The sequence below is a fragment of the Ruegeria sp. A5 genome (assembly GCF_056543005.1).
Map to the genome: position 1 here is coordinate 311,477 of NZ_JBQGAV010000004.1, position 21,414 is coordinate 332,890.

The window sequence follows — 21,414 nt, forward strand, 5'->3', positions numbered from 1 at the left end:
CGACCATGATGACCGATCTTTATCAGTCCCAAAGGGCTATGCGGCAGATGCGCCGACAGGCAATGCAACGCGGTGTAGTTGCTATCCTGGATGTCGGCAGCTCCAAAATCGCTTGCCTTGTATTGCGCTTCGACGGGACGGGGCGGTTGTCCGAGGATAACTCGATCGGCTCGATGGCCGGACAAACCGGTTTCCGGGTCATTGGCGCTGCGACCACCCGTTCGCGCGGGGTGCAGTTCGGCGAGGTTACCGCGATGCAGGAAACCGAGCGCGCCATCCGCACCGCGCTGCAGGCGGCGCAGAAGATGGCCGATATCCGCGTCGATCACGTGATTGCATCCTTCTCAGGGGCGAACCCGCGTTCCTACGGGCTGGATGCGCAGGTTGATCTGGAAGGCCAATTGGTTACCGAAGCCGAGGTCGGTCGTGTCCTGAACGCCTGCGACGTGCCCGATTACGGCGAAGGGCGCGAGGTACTGCATGCGCAACCGGTGAATTTCGCGCTCGACAACCGCTCGGGACTAATCGATCCGCGTGGACAGTTGGGGCAGAGCCTTGCAGTGGATATGCACATGCTCACCGTCGATGCGGTGGCGATCCAGAACATCGTCCGCTGCATCAAGCGCTGCGATCTGGAGCTGGCAGGGATTGCGAACTCAGCCTATGTCTCGGGCATTTCCGCATTGGTCGAGGACGAACAGGAGTTGGGCGCGGCCTGTATCGATCTGGGCGGCGGCACCACCAGCATCTCGATCTTCATGAAGAAACACATGATCTATGCCGATTGCGTGCGCATGGGCGGGGATCACGTGACCAGCGACATTTCGATGGGCCTCGGCGTGCCCGCAGCGGTGGCCGAACGGATCAAGACCTTTAACGGCGGCGTTCACGCGACCGGAGCCGATGATCGCGACCTGATCGACATCGGTGGCGATACTGGCGATTGGGAGCATGACCGCCGTACCGTCAGCCGTGCCGAGTTGATCGGCATCATGCGCCCCCGCGTCGAGGAGATTCTCGAAGAGGTGCGTACTCGTCTGGACGCTGCCGGTTTCGACCACCTGCCAAGCCAGCAGATCGTTCTGACTGGTGGTGGCAGCCAGATCATGGGGCTAGACGGGCTTGCCAGCCGGATTCTGGGTCAGCGTGTTCGTTTGGGCCGCCCGCTGCGTGTTCATGGCCTGCCGCAATCCGCGACCGGGCCCGGTTTTTCTTCGGCAGTGGGGCTTAGCCTGTTTGCGGCGCATCCTCAGGACGAATGGTGGGATTTTGAGATCCCGGTCGACACCTATGCCGCGCGCCCGTTCAAGCGCGCCGTGCGCTGGTTCCGTGACAATTGGTAATGCCCTGCGTGGTGCAGCCGTTGGCGCGGCCCTTGGACCCGCTGCGGCCCCGGCTCAAACCCTGATTACGCCAGAGGCGTTTCTGAGCGCAGTCGTTGGCAAAACGATCACCTTCCATGAAATCCGAAGCGGTATGTTGGTCGGAACTGAGGAATTTCTCAGCCCGACTCTCTCGGTCTGGCGGATGGAGGGGCGGGGCTGTGTCTATGGCCAGATCACCACGCCAAATGGCCAGATCTGTTTTCTGTACGATGATGCGCCCGATGGCCTGCCAGTCTGCTGGTGGCCCTACCTGTACAATGACCGGTTGATGGTGCGGCTGGCGCGCTTCGTCGGCAGCGAAATGCAAGAGGTCCGTAGCATCTCTGAAGATGGCCTGAATTGCCCAAGTGCCCCGGTAGGCTAAAGAAATCAGTTGCGGCAACTGCCAAATTGCCGCAAAATAAGGCTCAAGGCCCGGCAGAGGCCCAGCGGCAGGACATTGAGCAGTTTTCCGCGACCAAACGAGTGACTAAAAGTTTTACACCCCCCTCAAGGTGGGCGGGGTCTTTCCGTGTGTAGTAGCGCATGAGTCCTTCGCCGCAACATGTCGCGGTAACAGCGAAATGCCGCTGTTTGCTGCCTTATTTCCTCCATATTTTGTGGATTCGTGCGATTTTTCTGGTGACGTTTCCGAAATGACACAGTAAAATCGACTGTGGATAGGTCAGAAAAACCGCATTTTGCGGCAACATAAAAAACAGGCGGACAGAGCATGACATTAAATCTTTCGATGCCCGGGCACGACGAACTCAAGCCTCGGATTACCGTATTTGGCGTTGGCGGCGCTGGGGGCAATGCTGTCGACAACATGATTGAAAAACAGTTGGACGGCGTAGAATTTGTCGTCGCCAACACAGACGCACAGGCGCTGCAGCAAAGCCGTTCGTCGGCGCGGGTGCAGCTGGGCGTCAAAGTCACCGAAGGGTTAGGTGCAGGTGCGCGTCCGACCGTGGGTGCTGCAGCAGCTGAAGAAAGCATCGAACAGATCGTCGATCACCTAGCGGGTGCGCATATGTGCTTTATCACCGCCGGCATGGGTGGCGGCACAGGCACCGGCGCAGCCCCGATCATCGCGCAGGCAGCGCGGGAGCTGGGTGTCCTGACCGTTGGCGTTGTCACCAAGCCCTTCCAGTTCGAAGGCGCCAAGCGTATGCGTCAGGCCGAAGACGGCGTTGATGCGCTGCAGAAAGTCGTTGACACGCTGATCATCATTCCGAACCAGAACCTGTTCCGTCTGGCCAACGAAAAGACCACGTTTACCGAGGCGTTCTCGATGGCCGACGATGTCCTGTATCAGGGCGTCAAAGGCGTAACCGACCTGATGGTGCGACCGGGTCTGATCAACCTCGACTTCGCCGACGTTCGTGCCGTGATGGACGAGATGGGCAAGGCGATGATGGGCACAGGCGAAGCGACCGGTGAAGATCGCGCCATTCAGGCAGCCGAGAAGGCCATTGCCAACCCGCTGTTGGACGAAATCAGCCTCAAGGGTGCCAAGGGTGTGCTAATCAACATCACCGGTGCGCACGATCTGACCTTGTTCGAACTGGACGAGGCCGCCAACCGCATCCGCGAGGAAGTGGACCCGGAGGCCAATATCATTGTCGGTTCGACCCTGGACACCGAAATGGAAGGCGGCATGCGCGTTTCAGTCGTTGCCACCGGTATCGATGCCAGCGAGAAAACCGAAGATGTACCGGTCGCCCGCCGTTCGATGTCGGCTCCGCTGACACGCACGGTTTCGGCAGAAGACTCCACGCCTGAACAAATCGCTGCAGATGAGGCCCCGGCTGAGGACAACATTGCACCCACGCTCTTCGAGTCCATCGAAGATGTCGAGTTCAATGAAGGCTGGCAAGACGAACAACCCGCTGCCGAGCAGGACGATGACGGGCTGCCTCCGCCCGCCTATCAGCCTCAGGTTGCGCAGTTCGAACCGCAACCCGAAGTCGAAGAGACAGTCGACTCCTACGACGCACCGCGTGCCCAGACCCCCGGTACACCGTCTCCGGAAGCGATGCAGCGGTTGCAGGCCGCAGTTCAGAAAGTACCTTCGAACCGGCTGCGTCCGACGCCTGAGGCACCTCGCGAACCGGCCCCTCAGCCGCAGCAAGCGACCGAGGATCGCCCGCGTTTTGGCTTCAACCGATTGATTGACCGGATGACCGGCCATGCGGCCGATACGCCCGCTCAACCGGTACGCCAACAGCCTGCGATGCGGTCGGTTGACGCAACGGCACCTGTTCAGGATGAAGCCGATCCTGATCAGGAGCGCATCGAAATTCCCGCCTTCCTACGGCGTCAGGCCAACTGATCGCGGTAACAAAATCATCCCGAAGGGCCGCCATCGCGCGGCCCTTTTTTGTGGAAACACAAGGTGTTGAGCTGGTGTAAGCAGGGATTTGCCGATGTGTCACATTCATGTTTCATTCGGTTGCAAAAGGTGAGTTGAGCCTCAACGCCCCCTTCCTTAGTTGAGGGTGCAACACAGCCCCTGATAGGCTGGACACAACTCACCGAGGCTCACATTGCAACATACGCTCAAATCTTCAGTCACGTTTGTGGGCACTGGGCTGCATAGCGGCAAGCCTGCGACGATGGTTCTGAAGCCTGCAGCGGCAGGTCATGGAATCTGGTTCAAACGGACTGATATCGAGCTGGGCAATGCGTTGATCCCCGCAATCTATGACGTTGTTGAGCGGACGCCTCTTTGCACACGATTGGTTAACGATGCGAATGTGTCGGTATCGACTGTGGAACACATCATGGCGGCACTTGCCGGATGTGGTGTGCATAATGCACTGATTGAAATCGATGGTCCCGAAGTCCCGATCATGGATGGCTCATCCGTGGCCTTTGTTCAGGGCATCATGGCCAAGGGCGTTCGTCGTCAGGCTAGTCCGGTACTAGCTTATGAGGTGCTTCAACCCGTCTCTGTTGAACGCGAGGGCGCAAAGGCATCTATCGCGCCTGCGGAAGGTCTGGAGATCGAGTTCCACATTGATTTCGAAGATGACGCCATTGGAAGCCAGACAAAAGTTTTGGACATGCGCAATGGTTCGTTTGCGCGTGAACTCTGCGACAGTCGCACGTTTTGCCGCCGCACAGATGTTGAAGCGATGCGTGAAAACGGATTGGCTTTGGGCGGCACGTTGGACAATGCCGTAGTCGTACAGGGCGACGAAGTCCTGACCCCGGGTGGCTTCCGTCACACGGATGAAGCGGTGCGCCACAAAATGCTGGACGCTCTGGGTGATCTCTATCTTGCAGGCGGTCCGATTCTGGGGCGCTTTGTCGGCGAGAAGTCGGGGCATTCGATGACCAACACATTGCTGCGCAAACTGTTCGAAACACCGGGCGCTGTGCGTCCGATCCTTTGTACCCCTGAACAAGCCGCGCGTCTGCCCGGCCAGGGCCTTGTGCGAAGCGAAATCCCGCAGGTTGCGTGATCTGATCAACTCTGACGACATTTGCGCCATGAGGGTGGATAAGGCGTTTTGCACTGGAATTTTATGTGCTAGACCGAGGCCCGATCAGGGGTAATTCCCGCTAAGTAGACGACAAGGATGGGCGGAATGGTTGGCAGCAAAGCGGCAGTCAGAATCGCAGGTGCGCTTCTTCTGGCAGCAACTTTGACGGCATGTGGCAATGCCGGAGGTCTGTTTGGTAACCGTGGGGCAGACCGCAGCCAAAACCTCGAAGGTTTCACGCCTGAACAGATTTACACCCGCGGTGAATACGAGCTGTCGCAGAATCGCTCGGACGACGCGGCTTGGTATTTCTCTGAAGTAGAGCGGCTTTATCCTTATTCCGATTGGGCGAAACGTGCGCTGATCATGCAGGCGTTCTCATTCCATTCGGACCAGAACTATGAAGAAAGCCGCGCCGCCGCGCAGCGCTATATCGATTTCTATCCCACTGACGAAGACGCCGCCTATGCCCAGTATCTTCTGGCGCTCAGCTACTATGATCAGATCGACGAAGTGGGTCGTGATCAGGGGCTGACCTTTCAGGCTCTGCAGGCGCTGCGCACGGTGATCGAAGTCTACCCAGACAGTGAGTATGCCACATCTGCCGTACTGAAATTCGACCTTGCCTTCGACCATCTGGCTGGCAAAGAGATGGAGATCGGGCGCTATTATCTGCGTCAGGATCACTTCACTGCGGCGATCAACCGATTCCGCGTGGTGGTCGAGGATTTTCAGACCACATCTCATACCGCCGAGGCGCTCTATCGCCTGATCGAGGCGTATCTGGCGCTGGGACTGGTGGACGAGGCGCAGACCGCGGGTGCGATTCTGGGTTACAACTATCAGTCCTCAGAATGGTACGACGCGGGGTACACGTTGCTGACGTCGCGTGGTCTCGATCTAAAGAGCCGAGGTAACAATTGGCTCAGCACGATCTATCGCCAGACCGTCAAGGGTGAGTGGTTGTAACGGCCATGGCTAAAGGCTTGGGACGCTAAAGACCCGATGCTGCGCGCCCTTGATATCCGCGACATGCTGATCATCGACCGGCTGGAGCTGACGTTTCAGCCGGGCTTGAATGCTTTGACCGGTGAAACCGGCGCGGGCAAGTCGATCTTGCTGGATTCGCTGGGCTTTGTGCTGGGCTGGCGCGGGCGCGCCGAGCTGGTTCGTCAGGGGGCCGCGCAGGGCGAAGTTGTGGCCGAGTTTGAACTGCCTGACGATCACCCTGCCCATTCGATTCTGGCCGAGGCGGGTCTGCCCGGTGGCGAGGAGCTGATCCTGCGCCGCGTCAACACCGCCGAGGGACGTAAGACTGCATGGGTCAATGACCGCCGTTGTTCGGGCGAAGTGTTACGGGCGCTGTCGGATACTCTGATCGAACTGCACGGCCAACATGATGACCGAGGCCTGCTGAATCCACGCGGGCATCGCGCAATGCTGGATGCCTATGCCGGGGCAGGGGATCAGTTGGCCGCCGTGCGTGCCGCATGGGGCCAGATGTCCATCGCCCGCAAAGCTCTGGCGCAGACTGAGGCAGCGCTGGAGGCTATGCGTGCCGAAGAAGAGTTCCTGCGTCATTCCGTTGCCGAGTTGGATCAGCTTGACCCGCAGCCGGGCGAGGATGCAGATCTCGACGCCCGCCGCCGCATGATGCAAGGGGCCGAGCGGATTCGCGATGACGTGGCCCGTGCCTTTGCCTTGCTGGACGGCGACGGGGCCGAGGGCGCGATGGCCGATGCCGTGCGCTGGCTGGAAGGCGTGTCGGACAATGCGGGTGGCCAGTTGGAAGGCCCCATTGCAGCGCTGGGTCGCGCCCTGATCGAACTGGGCGAGGCGCAGGATGGGGTCAACGCCTGTCTGCAAGCGCTCGATTTTAACCCAGCGGAACTGGAACAGGCCGAGGAACGCCTCTTTGCCATTCGCGCGCTGGCACGGAAACACGATGTGGCCCCCGATGATCTGGGCACCTTCGCCGATACCTTGCGCGACCGCCTGAACCGGCTGGATGCAGGTGACGCCGACCTCAGCAACAAACGCGCTGCTGTGGACGCGGCACAAGCTGCGTATGACAACGCGGCCACCGCACTCGGCGAAACGCGCCGTAAGGCCGCCAGTGCGTTGGACACCGCAGTAATGGCTGAACTCGCGCCCCTGAAAATGGAACGCGCCGTGTTCCGGACCGAGATCACCGCGACCGACGCAGGCCCCGAAGGCACCGACGCGGTGGCCTTCACCGTCGCCACCAACCCGGGGGCGCCGTCAGGGCCGCTCAACAAAATCGCCTCGGGCGGCGAACTCAGCCGCTTTCTGCTGGCGCTTAAGGTCTGCCTAACGGGCGAAGACAGTGCCCGCACGATGATCTTTGACGAGATTGACCGCGGTGTCGGCGGTGCCACGGCGGACGCGGTGGGCCGCCGTCTGGCCGCACTCGCGCAGGGCGGGCAGGTGCTGGTCGTCACCCACTCGCCGCAAGTGGCCGCACGGGCGGCGCATCACTGGCGGGTGCAGAAACAGGTCACCGGCGATCAGACCCTGTCCACCGTGATCCCGCTGGCCGACCCCGACCGCGTCGACGAAATCGCCCGGATGGTCGCAGGCGACACCATTACGGATGAGGCACGTGCCGCTGCCCGTGCCCTGTTGGATGCATGACGCGCATTCTGTGAGCATCTTGTCGTGAACCGACTTTTCTAAGGCGCGCGCGTGGCTTACTAAGGGTCAGGCGACCACCCCAACGAGGGCCAATGACCCAATCGACCCGCACCGTGCTGCGCAATCAGCTCAATCAAGCCCTCTCGGCGCTGCGGGATGCATGGCGGGTAATGCTTCATCGTGGCCCCAGCCAGATTCAGTTCTGGTTTATTGCTCTGGTCATCGGGATCGCTGCAGGCTTCATGGCGCTGGGATTCCGGATGGCGATCTCGTCGTTGCAGGCTTATCTCTACAACACCGAAGATATCCTGTTCCTGCACAGCCATGCTGAGAAGCTGCATTGGCTCTGGATTTTCCTTACACCTGTGGTCGGCGGGTTGGTCGTCGGGATCATCCTGAACAGGTACACCGATGATGGCCGTGTGCGTTCGGTAGCTGATGTGATCGAGGGTGCGGCCATCACTGATGGACGGGTCGAAAAGAAGGCCGGTATCGCATCTTTTTTCGCTTCGCTGATCACGCTCAGCTCTGGCGGATCCACGGGGCGGGAAGGACCTGTTGTGCATATGGCCGGGGTCATCTCGACTTGGGTCAGCGACCGTATCCACGCCGACGGCATCACCGGGCGCGACCTATTGGGTTGTGCTGTGGCCGCTGCTGTTTCGGCCAGTTTCAACGCCCCCATCGCCGGGGCCTTGTTTGCGCTTGAGGTTGTGCTGCGCCACTTCGCCGTTCATGCCTTTGCGCCCATTGTCATCGCCTCGGTCGCGGGGACCGTGATCAACCGGCTGGCTTATGGTGACGTGACCGAATTCACGCTGGATACGCCCGGGTCGTTGCAATTCTATGTCGAGCTGCCCGCCTTCCTGATCCTAGGCCTGATTTGCGGGCTGGTCTCGCTGCTGCTGATGCGATCGATCTTCTTCGCCGAGGATATCGGCACGCATATCCAAAACCGCTTGTCTCTGCCGCGCTGGCTGCGCCCCGGTGTTTCGGGCGCGATGCTCGGCCTGTTGGCGGTCTGGTTTCCGCACATCATCGGCGTGGGATACGAAACCACGATCCGTGCCTTGACCGGGGACCTCGTGCTGACGACCGCGATCCTGTTCGCGGTCATCAAAACCGTCGCAGTGGCGATTACCATGGGCGGTCGCATGGGTGGTGGTGTGTTTTCCCCTTCATTGATGATCGGAGCGCTGACCGGGTTGGCCTTCGGCCTGATCGCCACCGGATTGCTGCCAGATGTGTCAGGCACCCATACGCTCTATGCCTTTGCCGGGATGGGCGCGGTGGCTGCCGCGGTGCTGGGCGCACCAATCTCGACCACGCTCATCGTGTTTGAATTGACCGGAGACTGGCAGATCGGCCTCGCCGTGATGGTTTCGGTCTCGATGTCCACTGCGCTGGCCTCGCGCCTTGTGGACCGGTCCTTCTTCCTGACCCAGCTGGAACGACGCAATGTGCACCTTGCCGCCGGGCCGCAGGCCTACTTGCTGGCAATGCTGCGCGCAGGCGCAGTAATGCGCCCGCTGGGGGACGCGCGTTCTATCTCCAAGGAAGACGCGCAGGCATTGATCGAACAAGGCCTATGCGTCAAGGCCAGCGCCACGCTTGAGGCCGCGATGCCATATTTCGACCGCGATGACATCCCTTGCATCCCGGTGGTGATCATCGACAAGGACGGCTGTGAAAACCCCGTTGGCGCGCTCTATCACATCGACGCGCTGAAAGCTTACAACCGCGCGCTGGCCGCCACAGCGGCCGAGGAACATTCTTGATCAGCGTCCGTAAACGCTGGCTGCGTCGCCCAGATAATTGTCCCAGGCAAACCAATACGAGATATGTCCCGCGACGCGCGGCAACTCTGCGCCATCCGGGCCAATCAGTGCCTCTTCGGTGACGCGCCACTTGTTGCCCGTTTCGTCCAGCAGCCCGCCATCGGTGGTCGCGCGGAACTGGCGCGACCCACGCTCGTAGGCGCGCACGCTGCGCTTGTCCGGGTCGCCCATCAGCATCAGTGCCCGCCCGCCAATCGCATCGTTGATCACCGGCTTGCCCTTGAACGCGTCCAACGGCCACGCCCGCGCCGCGCCGAACTGGCGCACGGCGAACACGTAGTCCTTCTGGCGATGCCGACTTTGATCGACCAAGGCCGGGAACATCAGATCGGGTGAGGCAAAGTAATCGCGATACACAACGCCCGAGCCATAGTTGCGCCGATGACCGGTGCTGAGCGACAGCACCTGCGTATCCGGATGCGACGCCTTCCAGCTGTCCCAGCGGGTGATCACCACAGGACGCTGCTTCAGCTCGATCCAACTGTTGACCAGCGGTCCGACCACGGGCTTACCTGTGTACTGGTTCCATAACGAATGCGTCTCACGGTCGAACATCAATTTGTTCGACCGATACAGGAACCCGGACGAGCCAAATACAAACGGCTTCCGCCGCCCCTCGACCTGCGTTTCAAACAAAATCCCCGATCCGCACAGCGTACAATAGGCCAGTGCTACCGGAACGCCTCCGATCACCTCGTTGAACATCTCGTGCCAGCCCATGATGCGCAGCGGATAAGCGCGTACATCGCCGTTGATCGAGACGCCAAAGACCAGATCGTCGTCTTTCATGTAGTCCGCCCGCGCCGCCGGGATCAGCTTGGGATTGTCCAGCGAAGGGATACCGTCCTTGAGCACACCACCCCAACTGATCTCTTCCAGCCGAATCTTCATCTTGTCGCGTTGCAAATATTCGGGTTTCAGGAAAACGTCGAAGTTCTGATCGATGCCCAAAAGAACTTCGCGTTTGAACGGTATCAAAGATGGATGAGGTACAATCTGAGCGTTCCGTTCTTGCCATAGCATCCATTCGAACCAGTCTGTGCCGTGGCGCGCGCCGCTCAACGCTTCCATGACTTTGGCAATGTCTCGCTCTCGCCGTCTACCATAGCGCATCGCCGTCAAAAGCGCGGGCACAACGTCCGGGTTGCCGCGCTCGGTCAGGAACGCCATCCCGGCTTCGAAATCGGTCCGACTGCCATACAAAGTTGAACGTACGGCATCGTAAACAGGGTCATCCTGCGCCCAAAGAGCGCGAGGTGCTACAGCGCTTGCCCCCAACAGGCCGACAAAGCTGCGACGTGGAATCGACATGGCATTCTCCGATCGGGTTCATATTCGATCTTGCCTGCAAAGCAGATCACATACACGCAACACTCGCGTGAGTGGCTCAGAAATTCTGAAGCTGCACGCCGGGCATCTCGACATTGGTCCATCCTGAGCACAAGATGCTGCTGCGATTGATGTCATCGAACGTGACAGTGGCAATGAAAAAGGAAATACCCATGCAAGACCATGGTTATAAGGCGGGGCGACTAAACCTGCCTTTTGTCGGCATCTCAACCTTCGCCAAATCTCCCTATGTTGAGAATTGGGATGAGATAGAGGCGGATATCGCCGTTCTCGGCGCGCCCTTCGATTTCGGGACCCAATGGCGACCGGGGGCGCGGTTTGGACCTCGGGCCGTGCGCGAAGCCTCGACCCTGTTCAGTTTCGGCCACGCCGGGGCTTATGATCACGAAGATGACGCAACCTATCTGGATGGCTCTGTGCGGATCGTTGATCTGGGGGATGCAGATATCATCCACACCAAGACCGACGAGAGTCATGCGAGTATCGCCTTGGGGGTGGGCAAGATCCTGAAAGCAGGGGCCTTGCCGGTGACAATTGGCGGGGACCATTCGATCAACATCCCCTGCATCAACGCCTTTGCCGAGGATTGCGCGCGGAACGGCCCGATCCATGTGGTGCAGATCGACGCACATCTGGATTTCGTCGATGAACGCCACGGGGTGACCGCCGGGCACGGAAACCCGATGCGGCGGGCGATTGAGAAAGACTATGTCTCGGGCATGACGCAGTTGGGCATCCGCAATGTCTCATCCACTGCGAAAGAGGGCTACGAGGACGCCCGCGCGCGGGGCTCGGATATCCTGTCGGTGCGGCAGGTGCGCAAACTGGGGGCCGAGGCAGTGCTGGCGCGTATCCCGCAGGGGGCACGTTATTACGTAACGATAGATATCGACGCTTTTTGCCCTTCAATCGCGGCGGGCACAGGTACGCCCAGCCATGGCGGGTTTCTCTACTACGATGTACTGGAAATTCTACAGGGTCTGGCCAAACGCGGGGATGTTGTGGGCATCGATCTGGTCGAAGTCGCGCCTGCTTACGACCCGACGGAAAGTACCCAGGTTCTGGCGGCGCAGCTATTGCTGAACTTTCTGGGCTTCATCTTTTACGAACGAGCCCAGCGGTAGAAGGTGGGGCTTGTCGCCCCACCCGTTTTTTCATGCATCGATGATGTTGTGGCCGGGACCATAGGGGAAGCCGGTGATGTTCTCGGCCCCGTCTTCACCAACCACAAGGATATCGTGTTCACGATAGCCGCCCGCGCCGGGCTGGCCTTCGGGGATCCACAGCATCGGCTCGATCGAGACGACCATGCCGGGTTCCAGCACCGTGTCGATATCTTCGCGCAGCTCCAGACCCGCCTCGCGCCCGTAGTAGTGGCTGAGGATACCAAAGGAATGGCCATACCCGAACGAACGGTATTGCAGCAGGCCCTCATCCGCGAAGAAGCGGTTGATCTCAGCCGTGATGCCCGAACAGGTCGCGCCGGGTTTGATCAGGCTCAGGCCCAGCTCATGCGCGGCAACGTTGGCCTTCCACAGGCGCAGGCTGTCTGCGTCGGGCTCGCCCAGGAACAGGGTGCGTTCCAGCGCGGTGTAATAGCCCGAGATCATCGGGAAGGTGTTCAGCGACAGGATATCGCCCTTTTGCAGCGCGCGTTTAGTCACCGGGTTATGTGCGCCGTCGGTGTTAAGCGCCGACTGGAACCAGACCCATGTGTCGCGGTATTCGGCATCCGGGTAGGCGCGGGCGATTTCCTCTTCCATCGCGTCGCGTCCGGCCATGGCGATCTCGATCTCGGTGGCGCCTTCACGGATAGTTGCGTGAATGGCGGCCCCACCCACGTCAGCGGTGCGCGCGCCGCCTTTGATCAGCTCGATCTCTTCTGCGGATTTCACCATGCGAGCAAACATTGTGTCAGGCGCGATGTCGATCAGTTCCGGTCCGCCCAGCATGTCCAGCGCCGTGTTGCGCGCCGCCAGTGTCATGTGGTCGCCTTCGATCCCGATCCGTTTGGCCCCGCCGATCAGGCTGGCCACTGCGCGCCAGTAATTGTCGCGCTTCCAGTCGGTGTAGATGACGTTGTCCTCAACCGAGCGCCGCCACGGTTGGCCCGCGTCGATGTTTGCCGAGACAGTGGTGCAAGCGTCCTGTGTTACCACGCAGCCGTAGGGGCGGCCGAATGAGCAGTACAGAAAGCCGGAATAATAGGCGATGTTCTGCATCGAGGTCAGCAGGACTGCGGGGATGTCATGCTTGGCCATGATTGCGCGCAGGGCGCCAAGGCGGCGGTCGTATTCGCCCTTGCTGAACGGCAGGGGCGCTTTTTCGCCATTGTGGCAGGTGAAGAATTCAGGGCGTTTTGTTGTGTCTGTCATGACTTGGTCTCTCATCATTGCCGGGCGGCAAACCCGGCCACTTGTCCCGGCGTTCAGGACAGGCGGTCTCGGGGTCCGAGAGCCGATCATCCCAGTGCGTCCGCGACGCCATCGCGGCTGGGATGAACAGGTGAATCGTTAGATCAGACCTAGGCCTGCGTCAAGCGGGGGAAAGGCCTCGCAGGCGCTCGGACCGACGGCGCAGCAGCTCGACCGTGGTCAGCAGCGCAATCGAGATCACCACGAGGATCGTGGCCACCGCCAGAATGGTCGGGCTGATCTGTTCGCGCAGGCCGGTGAACATCTGCCATGGCAGCGTTTTTTGGCTAGCCGAGCCGACAAACAGTACCACGACCACCTCGTCGAATGAGGTGATGAAGGCAAACAAGCCGCCTGAGATCACACCCGGCAGGATCAAGGGCATCTGAATCTTGAAGAATGTCCGCACCGGACCCGCGCCCATATTCGCAGCCGCCCGCGTCAGCGAGCGGTCAAAGCCCACTAGCGTTGCGGTCACGGTGATGATGACGAATGGAATACCCAGAACGGCGTGAGCGAGGATCACTTTCACATAGCCCACAAAATTCTTGTTCATGCCCAGTGTTCCCTCCATGAAGCGGCCGATATCGCTGTAGAAGAAGAACATGCCTGTGGCTGAAATGATCAGCGGCACGATCATTGGCGAGATCAGGATGCCCATGATGGCGCGGCGGCCTGGAACGTGGCTCTGGCTGAGGCCAATGGCCGCCAGCGTGCCCAGCGAGACCGAGATGATCGTCGCAATTGGAGCAATGATGAGTGAGTTCTTGAAGCTGCGCTGCCATTCATTGTTGGTGAAGAAATCGCGGTAGTGCTTGAGCGAGTACCCTTCCGGGTCGAGCCGCAGCATTTCTGGCGTGAAGGTAAAGAAGTCCTGCGCGTTGAACGAAAGCGGCAAAACCACGAGGATCGGGGTGATCAGGAACACGAAGATCGCGCCGCAGATCACCCGGAACAAGTAGTGATAGAACACTTGTTTCGCGGTCAGATAGGGCAACAGTTTTTGGCGATATCGACCTTCGTACAGCCAAAAGATAAACCAGACGAAGAACCATCCACCCAACAGGCCCAGAACGCCGCCCATTGGGCCAGAGAATAGAAAACCGACGATGCCAAAGCCAAGAATATTGATCCATCGTGCCAGCTTTTCGTTCTTGAGTAACGTGATGTAGACCCAGGCCACAGCGGCGATCAAGGCTGCCCCGCCAATGATGCCGAGGAAGACCGAGCCATTGCCCGCGCCGACAAAGATACCGGCGAAGGCGCCTGCCAGCGCAACGCTTGGCAAGACCATGGACAAAGGTTTGCGGGATATCGGAGTAAGTGCGGCCATGTCGATTATCCCAGCTTCACGTTATCAATGCCGACAATCTTGTCGTAGCACCAGTAGAGCAGCAGTACGACGCCCAGAAGGATCGTTCCCAATGCCGCGGCCAGCCCCCAGTTCAGTGAGGACGAGATGTGATAGGCAATCCGGTTCGAAATAAAGACACCTTTGGTGCCGCCAACGATTTCAGGCGTGATGTAGTAGCCGATCGCCAGAATGAACACGAGGATTGAGCCCGCGCCAATGCCAGGAATGGATTGCGGGAAGTAGATGCGCCAGAATGTCGTCCAGTTGGTCGCGCCCATGGATTTTGCGGCGCGGGTGTACGAGGGCGGTATGGTCTGCATCACCGAATACATTGGCAGGATCATGAACGGCAGCAGGATATGCGTCATAGCTATGATCGTGCCGATCTGGTTGTTGATGATCACCAGCCTGGCGTCGTCGGCGACCAGTCCCAGCCAGACCAATGTTTCATTGATCACGCCCTGTTGCTGCAACATCACCTTCCACGCCGAGGTTCGCACCAACAATGACGTCCAGAAGGGCAACAACACGAGGATCATCAGCAGGTTCGACACCCGCATCGGAAGTGTCGCCAGCAAATAACTGACCGGATAGGCCAGCAGGATACAGGACGCGGTGATCACCAGCGACATGAACAAAGTGCGCCCGAACAGCTTGATCAGGATCTGCTTGTCCTCGGGCTGCGCCTGCGCGCCCTCGGGCGTGCGGCGCATGTCCACAGCGTTCAGAAAATAGCCATTGGTGACAGCGGGCGAATGCGTCTTGATAACCGCCCAAGTCTGCGGTTCACCCCAGCCGTCGTGAATCTCGATGACCTGGTCTTTGAACGGCCCATCGGTTTCGGGGTCCAGCTTACCCATTTTCCGACCCGAGCGGCGGAACATCGAAGACATGCCTGTCTCTTCGTAGTTCAGACGCGAACCCAGCCGGGTGTGTGTCTTGTTATCGACGGCCACGACCATATCGCGGACAAAGGCGTCATAAACGGCTTCGTCGGGCAACTCGCTGCTGGTTTCATCCCAGCTTTGCAATGCTTCAACCGTCAGGGGCAGTGTCTCTTGTACGATGCTGTTTTCCACAGATCGGAACAGCATCGCCGCAATAGGCACGATGAACGAGAACATAACGAACAGCAGCAGTGGGGCGACCAGCATCAGGGCCCGCAGCTTTTGCCGTCGCAGTGACCGGGCCAGCGATTGCTTGAGTGGCGTGCCGTCCGCGGCCAGCATGGGACCAGTATTTTGGGTGGCGTCAGTCATCGGTACCCCTTGGGTATTTTTGGGGTCGGGGGCGATAGGCCGCCCCCGACAATCTCAGGAAATCAGACGCTTATTGCGCCAGCCAAGCCTGGAATTTGGCGTCGATATCGTCGCGGTAATCCGCCCAGAACTCGTAGTTGTACAGGAACGTGTTCTTGGCGTTTTCCGGATCGGTCGGCATGTGTGGTGCCATGTCGATGCCCAGATCGGCGTGCTGACCCACCAGCGGAGCAGAGGAGGCACGGGCCGGGCCGTACGAGATGTACTTGGCCTGATCTGCCAGACGCTGCGTGTCAGTTGCGAACATGATGTAGTCCAGCGCGCGCTGTTGACGCTCTTCGCTCAGGCCTGCAGGAATGATCCAGCCATCAAGATCGAATACCTGAGCATCCCACAGCATCGCTACCGGCTGCTTTTGTTCTTCGATCACGCTGAACAGGCGACCGTTATAGGTCGAACCCATGACAACTTCACCATCAGCCAGCAATTGTGGCGTGTCGGCACCGGCAGACCACCAGACGACACTGTCCTTGATGGTGTCCAATTTGGCCAAGGCCTGGTCCTGACCTTCAGCAGTGGCCAGAACGTCGTAGACGTCGTCTTTTGCAACGCCGTCACACAGCAGCGCCCATTCCATGTTGTTGATCGGGCGCTTTTCCAGCGAGCGCTTGCCGGGATAGGCTTCAAGATCGAATACTGCGCAGATGTCGGTTGGCGGAGTATCACCGACCAGATCTGTGCGATAACCGAAAGTGGTTGAATAGACGATCTGCGGGATAAAGCAGTCGCTGACCAGAAGGTCACCGAAATCTTCGGAGGCAGGCGTGCCATCGGGGGCAGGGGCCAGTTGAGTGTCGAAATCGATCTCAAGTGCCAGACCTTCGTCGCAGAGGCGGATCGCGTCCGCCGCAACCACATCAACCACGTCCCATGTGATGTTGCCCGCTTCGTTCATCGCGCGCAGTTTGGCGACGGCCTCGTTCGAGCTGTCATCGTTCAGGATGGTGACGCCGGTCTTCTCTGAATAGGGCTCGTGATAAGCCTTGAGCTGCGATTTGGAATAGGCGCCGCCCCACGAGACGATGGTCATCTCTTCGGCGGAAACGCCGCCAGCCGCTGTCGCAATAGCAGCTGCTGTCAGCAGTGTTTTGGTAGTTTTCATGTGTTACTCCCAGTACTTCCCGTTTGTTGTTTGGTCAGCTGACGCACGGGTTTTCGCCAGCTGGTCCCTCGGTAAGCCACGTTTGTACCGCGCGGCTTGGTCTATGCGTCGAGCGCACGACAATCCTTTGCAAGCCAGCCGATCTCGATTTCCTGTCCGGGATTCAGACGGATGGCGTCGGGGGCATTCCGTGTTTTGACGATGAACTCGTCATTGCCCGCCACCGACATGCGGAAGCGGAACACGTCGCCCATATAGATGAATTCCTTGACCGTTGCTTTCAGCGTATGTGCATCGGCATGCAGTCGGTCTTTATTGAATTCTACGCGCTCGGGCCGGATCGAGACCTTGGTACGTTCGCCCGGATTGTGCACGTTGATCGGCACCGCATCGATTTCCGAGCCGTCATCCAATTGCACAAGGCAGGTATCTCCATCGATGGATTTAACAACACCTTCCAGGGTATTGTTTTCACCGATGAATTGCGCCACGAAACTGTTGTCGGGTTCTTCATACAGCTGATCCGGCGGGGCCAGTTGCTGAATGCGGCCATCGTCAAACACCGCAACACGGTCGGACATGGTCAATGCCTCGGTCTGGTCGTGGGTCACGTAGACGGTGGTAATGCCCAGTTCATGCGCCAGACGGGTGATTTCGAACTGCATATGCTCGCGTAGTTGTTTGTCCAACGCACCCAGCGGTTCGTCCATCAACACCAGTTCGGGCTCGAAAACCAGCGCACGTGCCAGTGCGATCCGTTGCTGCTGACCACCCGACAACTGCGCGGGGCGACGATTGCCGAAGGCACCCATTTGCACCATGTCCAGCGCGCGTTTGACTTTCTCCTCGCGCTCGGACTTGCCCAGCTTGCGGACTTCCAGCGGGAATGAAAGATTCTCGGCCACAGTCATATGCGGGAACAGAGCGTAGTTCTGGAACACCATCCCGATGCCACGTTTGTGCGGAGGGATATTATTGATGGGTTTTCCATCCAGAAGAATCTCGCCATGTGTGGCGGTTTCGAATCCGGCAAGCATCATCAGGCAGGTCGTCTTACCTGATCCGGACGGCCCGAGCATGGTCAGGAATTCGCCCTTTGGCATTGCCAGGTTGAGATCTTTGACGACGAGGTTCTCGCCATCATAAGACTTTTGAACGCGTTGAAATTCAACAAACGCGGCGTCGCTATTTGTGTCGGTCACAAGACCCCCTGTTGCGTCAAATGATTACCCGGTTGGTCCGGGCCTCATTGATCTTCTCGTGCATTGATGACGAGGCTAACAAATGGTCGCAAGCCCGTAAAGCAATTGGAGTCGCGTAAACGCCGCATTTGCCTAATTTTGCGACACGTTCAGTTGTTTCATATGCCAGGCCAAACTCTGGTTGCTTGACAGGACAGGCTTGCCGATCTGCGCCTCGATCCTTGGGATAGCCGTCAGTGTCCGAAGGTTCGTACAACTTAGGAATACGGCGTCGACTGTTGAATCTCTTCCCAGTCGCACGGCGGCATCGACCACGGAATCGGTCGAGATGCGCACAACTTTGGCTTCTTCGGATTCGCCGAAAGTGCCAAACACATCCATCGCGATGCCTTGTTCTGCAAACGCGCGTCGCAACGGAGTGTTTACTTCTTCGATGTAGGGCGACAGCAGTGCAAATTTTGAGACGCCCAAATGTCTCGCGCAGGCGGAGGCTGCCCGCAACGGGTTGGTGACGGTCGCTGTATTACAGGTCTGCATGACCATCTGCTCAACCCGATCCGATCCGATTACCGAACTGGCTGATGTGCATCCATAGCCAACAACTCGATAGGGCCGCGCCTTTGGCAGCAGATCAGCCGCGGCGGGCAAGTCGGTTTCCATTTGCGCCAGAGTGTCGGTGTTGACCTCAGCCCCGCTGGGAATGCGGCTGACATAAAGCGGGCTTTTGTCATCGGTAAAAAGGCTGCGAAACTCAGGTTCGATTGTCTCGTCAGTCTGTAAAACGATCAGCCCCATTGGTACGGCCGAGGGATCGTCAGGATCCAGTGTGTACGGCAACGTGCTCATATCTCGGCGATCTCTGGTCCGGTGCGGGGGCTGAGGAATTCGGGCGCGCCTTCGGTTATCAGGATGTTTTCTTCGTGCACGAGAATTTTGCCATCGACTGCAATACCCGGTTCAAGCGTCAAAACCATTCCCGGTTGCAGTTCAGTATGATCATCGGGAATAAGCGAAGGCCATTCGGTCAACGACATTCCTAACCCGTGGCCCAGTCTCCCGGCATCGGTACCCGCGCTGCCATCGGCAAGTATTGTGTTCATCGTATGAAAAAGCTGAGAAGCCGTCACGCCGGGACGCGCTTGATCAAACGCTGCATCCGAAGCCTCGACCAGTCTGGCATGTGCATCGCGTACCGTCTTGCTCGCTGGGCCGACGGACCAATTGCGATCATAGTCGCAAAAATAGCCATCGTGGACGAGGCCGGTGTCGAGCATCAGCACATCGCCTATACGAAGCGGGGTCTGTGTCGCGGGTGAGATTACATCCGAGTACCCGCCTTGCTCGGCCCCTCCGGCCAGATAGGGCACCCAGTCGGCACCCTCTTCAAGGCAGAGTCTCTGAAAGTTTCGAAATATCTGATCCAGCGGTGTCCCTGCTGAGGCAATCTCGGGCACTCGTGCAAAGGCGTGGGCACCAATCTGACAGGCAGTTCGAATCTTTGCGATCTCGGCGTCAGATTTCACCATCCGCAGCGCCCGCAGGATGCCATGGTCACCCGTAATTTGGCGCGCTCCAATTGCGGATTCGAGATGCCTTAGATCGGCCAGTGGCATCCTTACATGGGTCTCATGCCCGTCGGGGCAGCCGATTGAGGCGTTTTCAGGCGTCAACCCTCTCAGTGTATCGGCCAGCAGGGATACCCCATCATCTTCAAGGTCGGGTGCACTCCAGGTTCGAATGTCGTCGATCCATGTCTGTGCCATCAATGCAGCACCGATGGATGGGATTACTGCAACCGGCTTGCCAGAAATCGGAACGATCAGAAACCAAGGCCGCGTTGGGCTTTCCCAGAAACGGGTGAGATAACCGGTGAAATAGCGAAGCTGGGGCTCAGTCGTAAGCAACAGGGCCGATAGACCGGTTTCTTGCATCCGATGCTGGGCGCGCGCAACGCGGGTCGCGAATTCCTCTGGTGCGAAACCTCTCATGCAGGTTGCTCGCTCAAGATGCAGAGCACTTTGGAATTCGGTCCAATACCCAGTTCACTACGGATCGCGTCGTTCAGAACGGCCGCAATGCCAGCACCGCCCGAGGCGCTGGTTTCCAACCCGGCCTTCGCCATGGCCGGAAGCTGTGCTTCGACAGTGTCATCCTCGATTGTCACAAACAGATCGGCATCTCGGGCCAAGCCGTTCAAGGCGATCAGCGAGGGCTCTTTGCAATCCAGTCGCCCCATGATGCTGTCGGGCCCGTCAGCAAACACACAATGCCCCGCTTCGATACTGGCCTGCAGCGCCGGGGCAGAGGTTGGCTCGACAACGATGATCTGCGGAGCATCTCCCCAAACGACCCGCGCATAGGCAGCGACGGCTCCGGCCATGCCGCCAACACCGGCTTGCAGAAGAACGTGCGTTGGTGCCTCAGTACATTGCTCGGCGGCTTCGACCGCCATTTGCAGATACCCTTCCATCAGCAAGTACGGTAGTTCAGTATACCCCTCCCAGGAACTGTCCGAGAGCAAAGCCCAGCCATTGTCCTGCGCTGCCTGACTGGCTGCTTCCATGCTGGCGGCGTAATCCGCACCCGCCCGGACCACTTGTGCGTTTTGAGCGCGCAGGCGATCTGCAAAGCTTTCCGGAACTGTTTCTGCGATGTAGACAACTGCATCAGCTCCGAAAGTGCGCGCGCCTGCGGCCATGCTCATCCCGTGATTGCCCGCGCTTGCTGTAACATAGGTGCGCCCTTTGAGCGTGTTACCATCTGGCGTGACCGAGATGTCATTCGCTTCGCAGGCGATCACATAAGCCGCACCCAGCGCTTTGAACGATCCCAGGCCCATACGGCTTCGCTCATCTTTAACCCAGAGATTCGCGACGGGTGCCAGCGCCGATGCATTCACAAGGGGCGTTTCGGCAAAGTCAGGGCAGAAGAATCGATGCCGGCCCAACCCATCTGTCTCTACGGAGGGATAAGGGGCCTGATCCGAAAGCTTAGAACCACCTCGAAACGGGTTACTGACTAGTTTCATCGCTCGCTCCCTGATCTTGTGTTGTGCCGACGTGAACGAATTGGCCGAAGGCTGTCAAGCTCGGCCTTGATTCAGCAGGATTGTGTTCGTGTTCTGCATGCATCCCTGGATCTGATGAATGAGTATCTTTTCAATCGTTTTGGTTGGTTGTAAGTGTCTGCACACGACATCGGCGCGGTGAGACAAAACTTCGACGATGATGTGCGGGCGTGATGGAATGGTAGACATATCGGACTTAAAATCCGAAGGCCTTAGCGCCGTGTGGGTTCGAGTCCCACCGCCCGCACCAGTACCATA

17 protein-coding genes and 1 tRNA gene are annotated in these 21,414 nt (G+C 58.8%); 9 read left to right on the plus strand and 9 right to left on the minus strand.

Going from position 1 to position 21,414, the window contains the following annotated elements; all coding sequences use genetic code 11:
• The first annotated feature begins 8 nt into the window (after nucleotides 1-8).
• From ftsA to ACR0AY_RS11850, 7 genes are all read left to right on the plus strand, one after another.
• Nucleotides 9-1,343, plus strand: coding sequence for a cell division protein FtsA (ftsA, locus tag ACR0AY_RS11820; RefSeq protein ID WP_170392023.1), 1,335 nt, complete (start codon nucleotides 9-11; stop codon nucleotides 1,341-1,343).
• Nucleotides 1,330-1,749: a hypothetical protein gene (locus ACR0AY_RS11825; RefSeq protein WP_170392021.1), complete on the plus strand. Its 420-nt coding sequence runs from the start codon at nucleotides 1,330-1,332 to the stop codon at nucleotides 1,747-1,749. Before ftsA ends, ACR0AY_RS11825 begins: the two co-directional genes overlap by 14 nt.
• 348 nt (nucleotides 1,750-2,097) lie before the next feature.
• Nucleotides 2,098-3,699 carry a cell division protein FtsZ gene (gene ftsZ / locus ACR0AY_RS11830; RefSeq protein ID WP_170512255.1) on the plus strand — a complete coding sequence of 534 codons (1,602 nt, stop codon included), beginning with the start codon at nucleotides 2,098-2,100 and terminating at the stop codon, nucleotides 3,697-3,699.
• A gap of 214 nt (nucleotides 3,700-3,913) precedes the next feature.
• Nucleotides 3,914-4,834, plus strand: a complete 921-nt coding sequence (gene lpxC / locus ACR0AY_RS11835; protein ID WP_170512253.1) for a UDP-3-O-acyl-N-acetylglucosamine deacetylase — start codon at nucleotides 3,914-3,916, stop codon at nucleotides 4,832-4,834.
• A 126-nt stretch (nucleotides 4,835-4,960) separates the two neighbouring features.
• A complete protein-coding gene (locus ACR0AY_RS11840; RefSeq protein ID WP_170392015.1) occupies nucleotides 4,961-5,824 on the plus strand; it encodes an outer membrane protein assembly factor BamD in 864 nt (287 codons plus the stop codon).
• A 36-nt stretch (nucleotides 5,825-5,860) separates the two neighbouring features.
• The gene (gene recN / locus ACR0AY_RS11845) at nucleotides 5,861-7,510 is read left to right on the plus strand and encodes a DNA repair protein RecN (protein ID WP_170512251.1); all 1,650 of its coding nucleotides are present in this window, start codon (nucleotides 5,861-5,863) and stop codon (nucleotides 7,508-7,510) included.
• 92 nt (nucleotides 7,511-7,602) lie between these two features.
• Nucleotides 7,603-9,288, plus strand: a complete 1,686-nt coding sequence (locus ACR0AY_RS11850; protein ID WP_170392011.1) for a chloride channel protein — start codon at nucleotides 7,603-7,605, stop codon at nucleotides 9,286-9,288.
• On the opposite strand, the gene ACR0AY_RS11855 is transcribed toward ACR0AY_RS11850, so the two are convergent.
• A complete protein-coding gene (locus tag ACR0AY_RS11855) occupies nucleotides 9,289-10,659 on the minus strand; it encodes a DUF3179 domain-containing protein (protein ID WP_170512249.1) in 1,371 nt (456 codons plus the stop codon).
• A 191-nt stretch (nucleotides 10,660-10,850) separates the two neighbouring features.
• Between ACR0AY_RS11855 and speB the strand changes: the two genes are divergently transcribed.
• On the plus strand, nucleotides 10,851-11,822 hold the full coding sequence (gene speB / locus ACR0AY_RS11860) for an agmatinase (protein ID WP_170512247.1): 972 nt from the start codon (nucleotides 10,851-10,853) through the stop codon (nucleotides 11,820-11,822).
• 30 nt (nucleotides 11,823-11,852) lie between these two features.
• On the opposite strand, the gene ACR0AY_RS11865 is transcribed toward speB, so the two are convergent.
• The 8 genes from ACR0AY_RS11865 to ACR0AY_RS11900 form a co-directional block, all read right to left on the minus strand.
• A complete protein-coding gene (locus ACR0AY_RS11865; RefSeq protein ID WP_170512245.1) occupies nucleotides 11,853-13,073 on the minus strand; it encodes an aminopeptidase P family protein in 1,221 nt (406 codons plus the stop codon).
• A gap of 160 nt (nucleotides 13,074-13,233) precedes the next feature.
• The gene (locus tag ACR0AY_RS11870; RefSeq protein ID WP_170512243.1) at nucleotides 13,234-14,445 is read right to left on the minus strand and encodes an ABC transporter permease; all 1,212 of its coding nucleotides are present in this window, start codon (nucleotides 14,443-14,445) and stop codon (nucleotides 13,234-13,236) included.
• Between the two features lie 5 nt (nucleotides 14,446-14,450).
• A complete protein-coding gene (locus ACR0AY_RS11875) occupies nucleotides 14,451-15,725 on the minus strand; it encodes an ABC transporter permease (RefSeq protein ID WP_170512242.1) in 1,275 nt (424 codons plus the stop codon).
• A gap of 70 nt (nucleotides 15,726-15,795) precedes the next feature.
• Entirely contained in the window at nucleotides 15,796-16,887 is a 1,092-nt protein-coding gene (locus ACR0AY_RS11880; RefSeq protein ID WP_170391999.1) for an extracellular solute-binding protein, read from the minus strand.
• A gap of 101 nt (nucleotides 16,888-16,988) precedes the next feature.
• Nucleotides 16,989-18,089 (minus strand): ABC transporter ATP-binding protein, encoded by a 1,101-nt coding sequence (locus ACR0AY_RS11885; RefSeq protein ID WP_170401347.1) that lies wholly within the window; start codon nucleotides 18,087-18,089, stop codon nucleotides 16,989-16,991.
• 132 nt (nucleotides 18,090-18,221) lie between these two features.
• A complete protein-coding gene (locus ACR0AY_RS11890; protein WP_170512240.1) occupies nucleotides 18,222-18,935 on the minus strand; it encodes an aspartate racemase/maleate isomerase family protein in 714 nt (237 codons plus the stop codon).
• Entirely contained in the window at nucleotides 18,932-20,077 is a 1,146-nt protein-coding gene (locus ACR0AY_RS11895; RefSeq protein WP_170512238.1) for a M24 family metallopeptidase, read from the minus strand. The genes ACR0AY_RS11890 and ACR0AY_RS11895 overlap by 4 nt, the downstream gene beginning before the upstream one ends.
• Nucleotides 20,074-21,117 (minus strand): pyridoxal-phosphate dependent enzyme, encoded by a 1,044-nt coding sequence (locus tag ACR0AY_RS11900; RefSeq protein ID WP_170512237.1) that lies wholly within the window; start codon nucleotides 21,115-21,117, stop codon nucleotides 20,074-20,076. Before ACR0AY_RS11900 ends, ACR0AY_RS11895 begins: the two co-directional genes overlap by 4 nt.
• A 203-nt stretch (nucleotides 21,118-21,320) precedes the next feature.
• On the opposite strand from ACR0AY_RS11900, the gene ACR0AY_RS11905 reads away from it, so the two are divergent.
• A tRNA-Leu gene (locus tag ACR0AY_RS11905) sits at nucleotides 21,321-21,406 on the plus strand.
• Nucleotides 21,407-21,414 lie beyond the last annotated feature (8 nt).

Excerpts from the sequence above, each read along its gene's own strand:
- ACR0AY_RS11900 (WP_170512237.1), bottom strand. The coding sequence starts at position 21,117 with ATGAAACTAGTCAGTAACCCGTTTCGAGGTGGTTCTAAGCTTTCGGAT.
- ACR0AY_RS11870 (WP_170512243.1), bottom strand. The coding sequence starts at position 14,445 with ATGGCCGCACTTACTCCGATATCCCGCAAACCTTTGTCCATGGTCTTG.
- ACR0AY_RS11840 (WP_170392015.1), top strand. The coding sequence starts at position 4,961 with ATGGTTGGCAGCAAAGCGGCAGTCAGAATCGCAGGTGCGCTTCTTCTG.
- ftsZ (WP_170512255.1), top strand. The coding sequence starts at position 2,098 with ATGACATTAAATCTTTCGATGCCCGGGCACGACGAACTCAAGCCTCGG.
- ACR0AY_RS11880 (WP_170391999.1), bottom strand. The coding sequence starts at position 16,887 with ATGAAAACTACCAAAACACTGCTGACAGCAGCTGCTATTGCGACAGCG.
- ACR0AY_RS11875 (WP_170512242.1), bottom strand. The coding sequence starts at position 15,725 with ATGACTGACGCCACCCAAAATACTGGTCCCATGCTGGCCGCGGACGGC.
- ACR0AY_RS11850 (WP_170392011.1), top strand. The coding sequence starts at position 7,603 with ATGACCCAATCGACCCGCACCGTGCTGCGCAATCAGCTCAATCAAGCC.
- ftsA (WP_170392023.1), top strand. The coding sequence starts at position 9 with ATGACCGATCTTTATCAGTCCCAAAGGGCTATGCGGCAGATGCGCCGA.
- ACR0AY_RS11890 (WP_170512240.1), bottom strand. The coding sequence starts at position 18,935 with ATGAGCACGTTGCCGTACACACTGGATCCTGACGATCCCTCGGCCGTA.
- recN (WP_170512251.1), top strand. The coding sequence starts at position 5,861 with ATGCTGCGCGCCCTTGATATCCGCGACATGCTGATCATCGACCGGCTG.
- speB (WP_170512247.1), top strand. The coding sequence starts at position 10,851 with ATGCAAGACCATGGTTATAAGGCGGGGCGACTAAACCTGCCTTTTGTC.
- ACR0AY_RS11855 (WP_170512249.1), bottom strand. The coding sequence starts at position 10,659 with ATGTCGATTCCACGTCGCAGCTTTGTCGGCCTGTTGGGGGCAAGCGCT.
- ACR0AY_RS11895 (WP_170512238.1), bottom strand. The coding sequence starts at position 20,077 with ATGAGAGGTTTCGCACCAGAGGAATTCGCGACCCGCGTTGCGCGCGCC.
- ACR0AY_RS11865 (WP_170512245.1), bottom strand. The coding sequence starts at position 13,073 with ATGACAGACACAACAAAACGCCCTGAATTCTTCACCTGCCACAATGGC.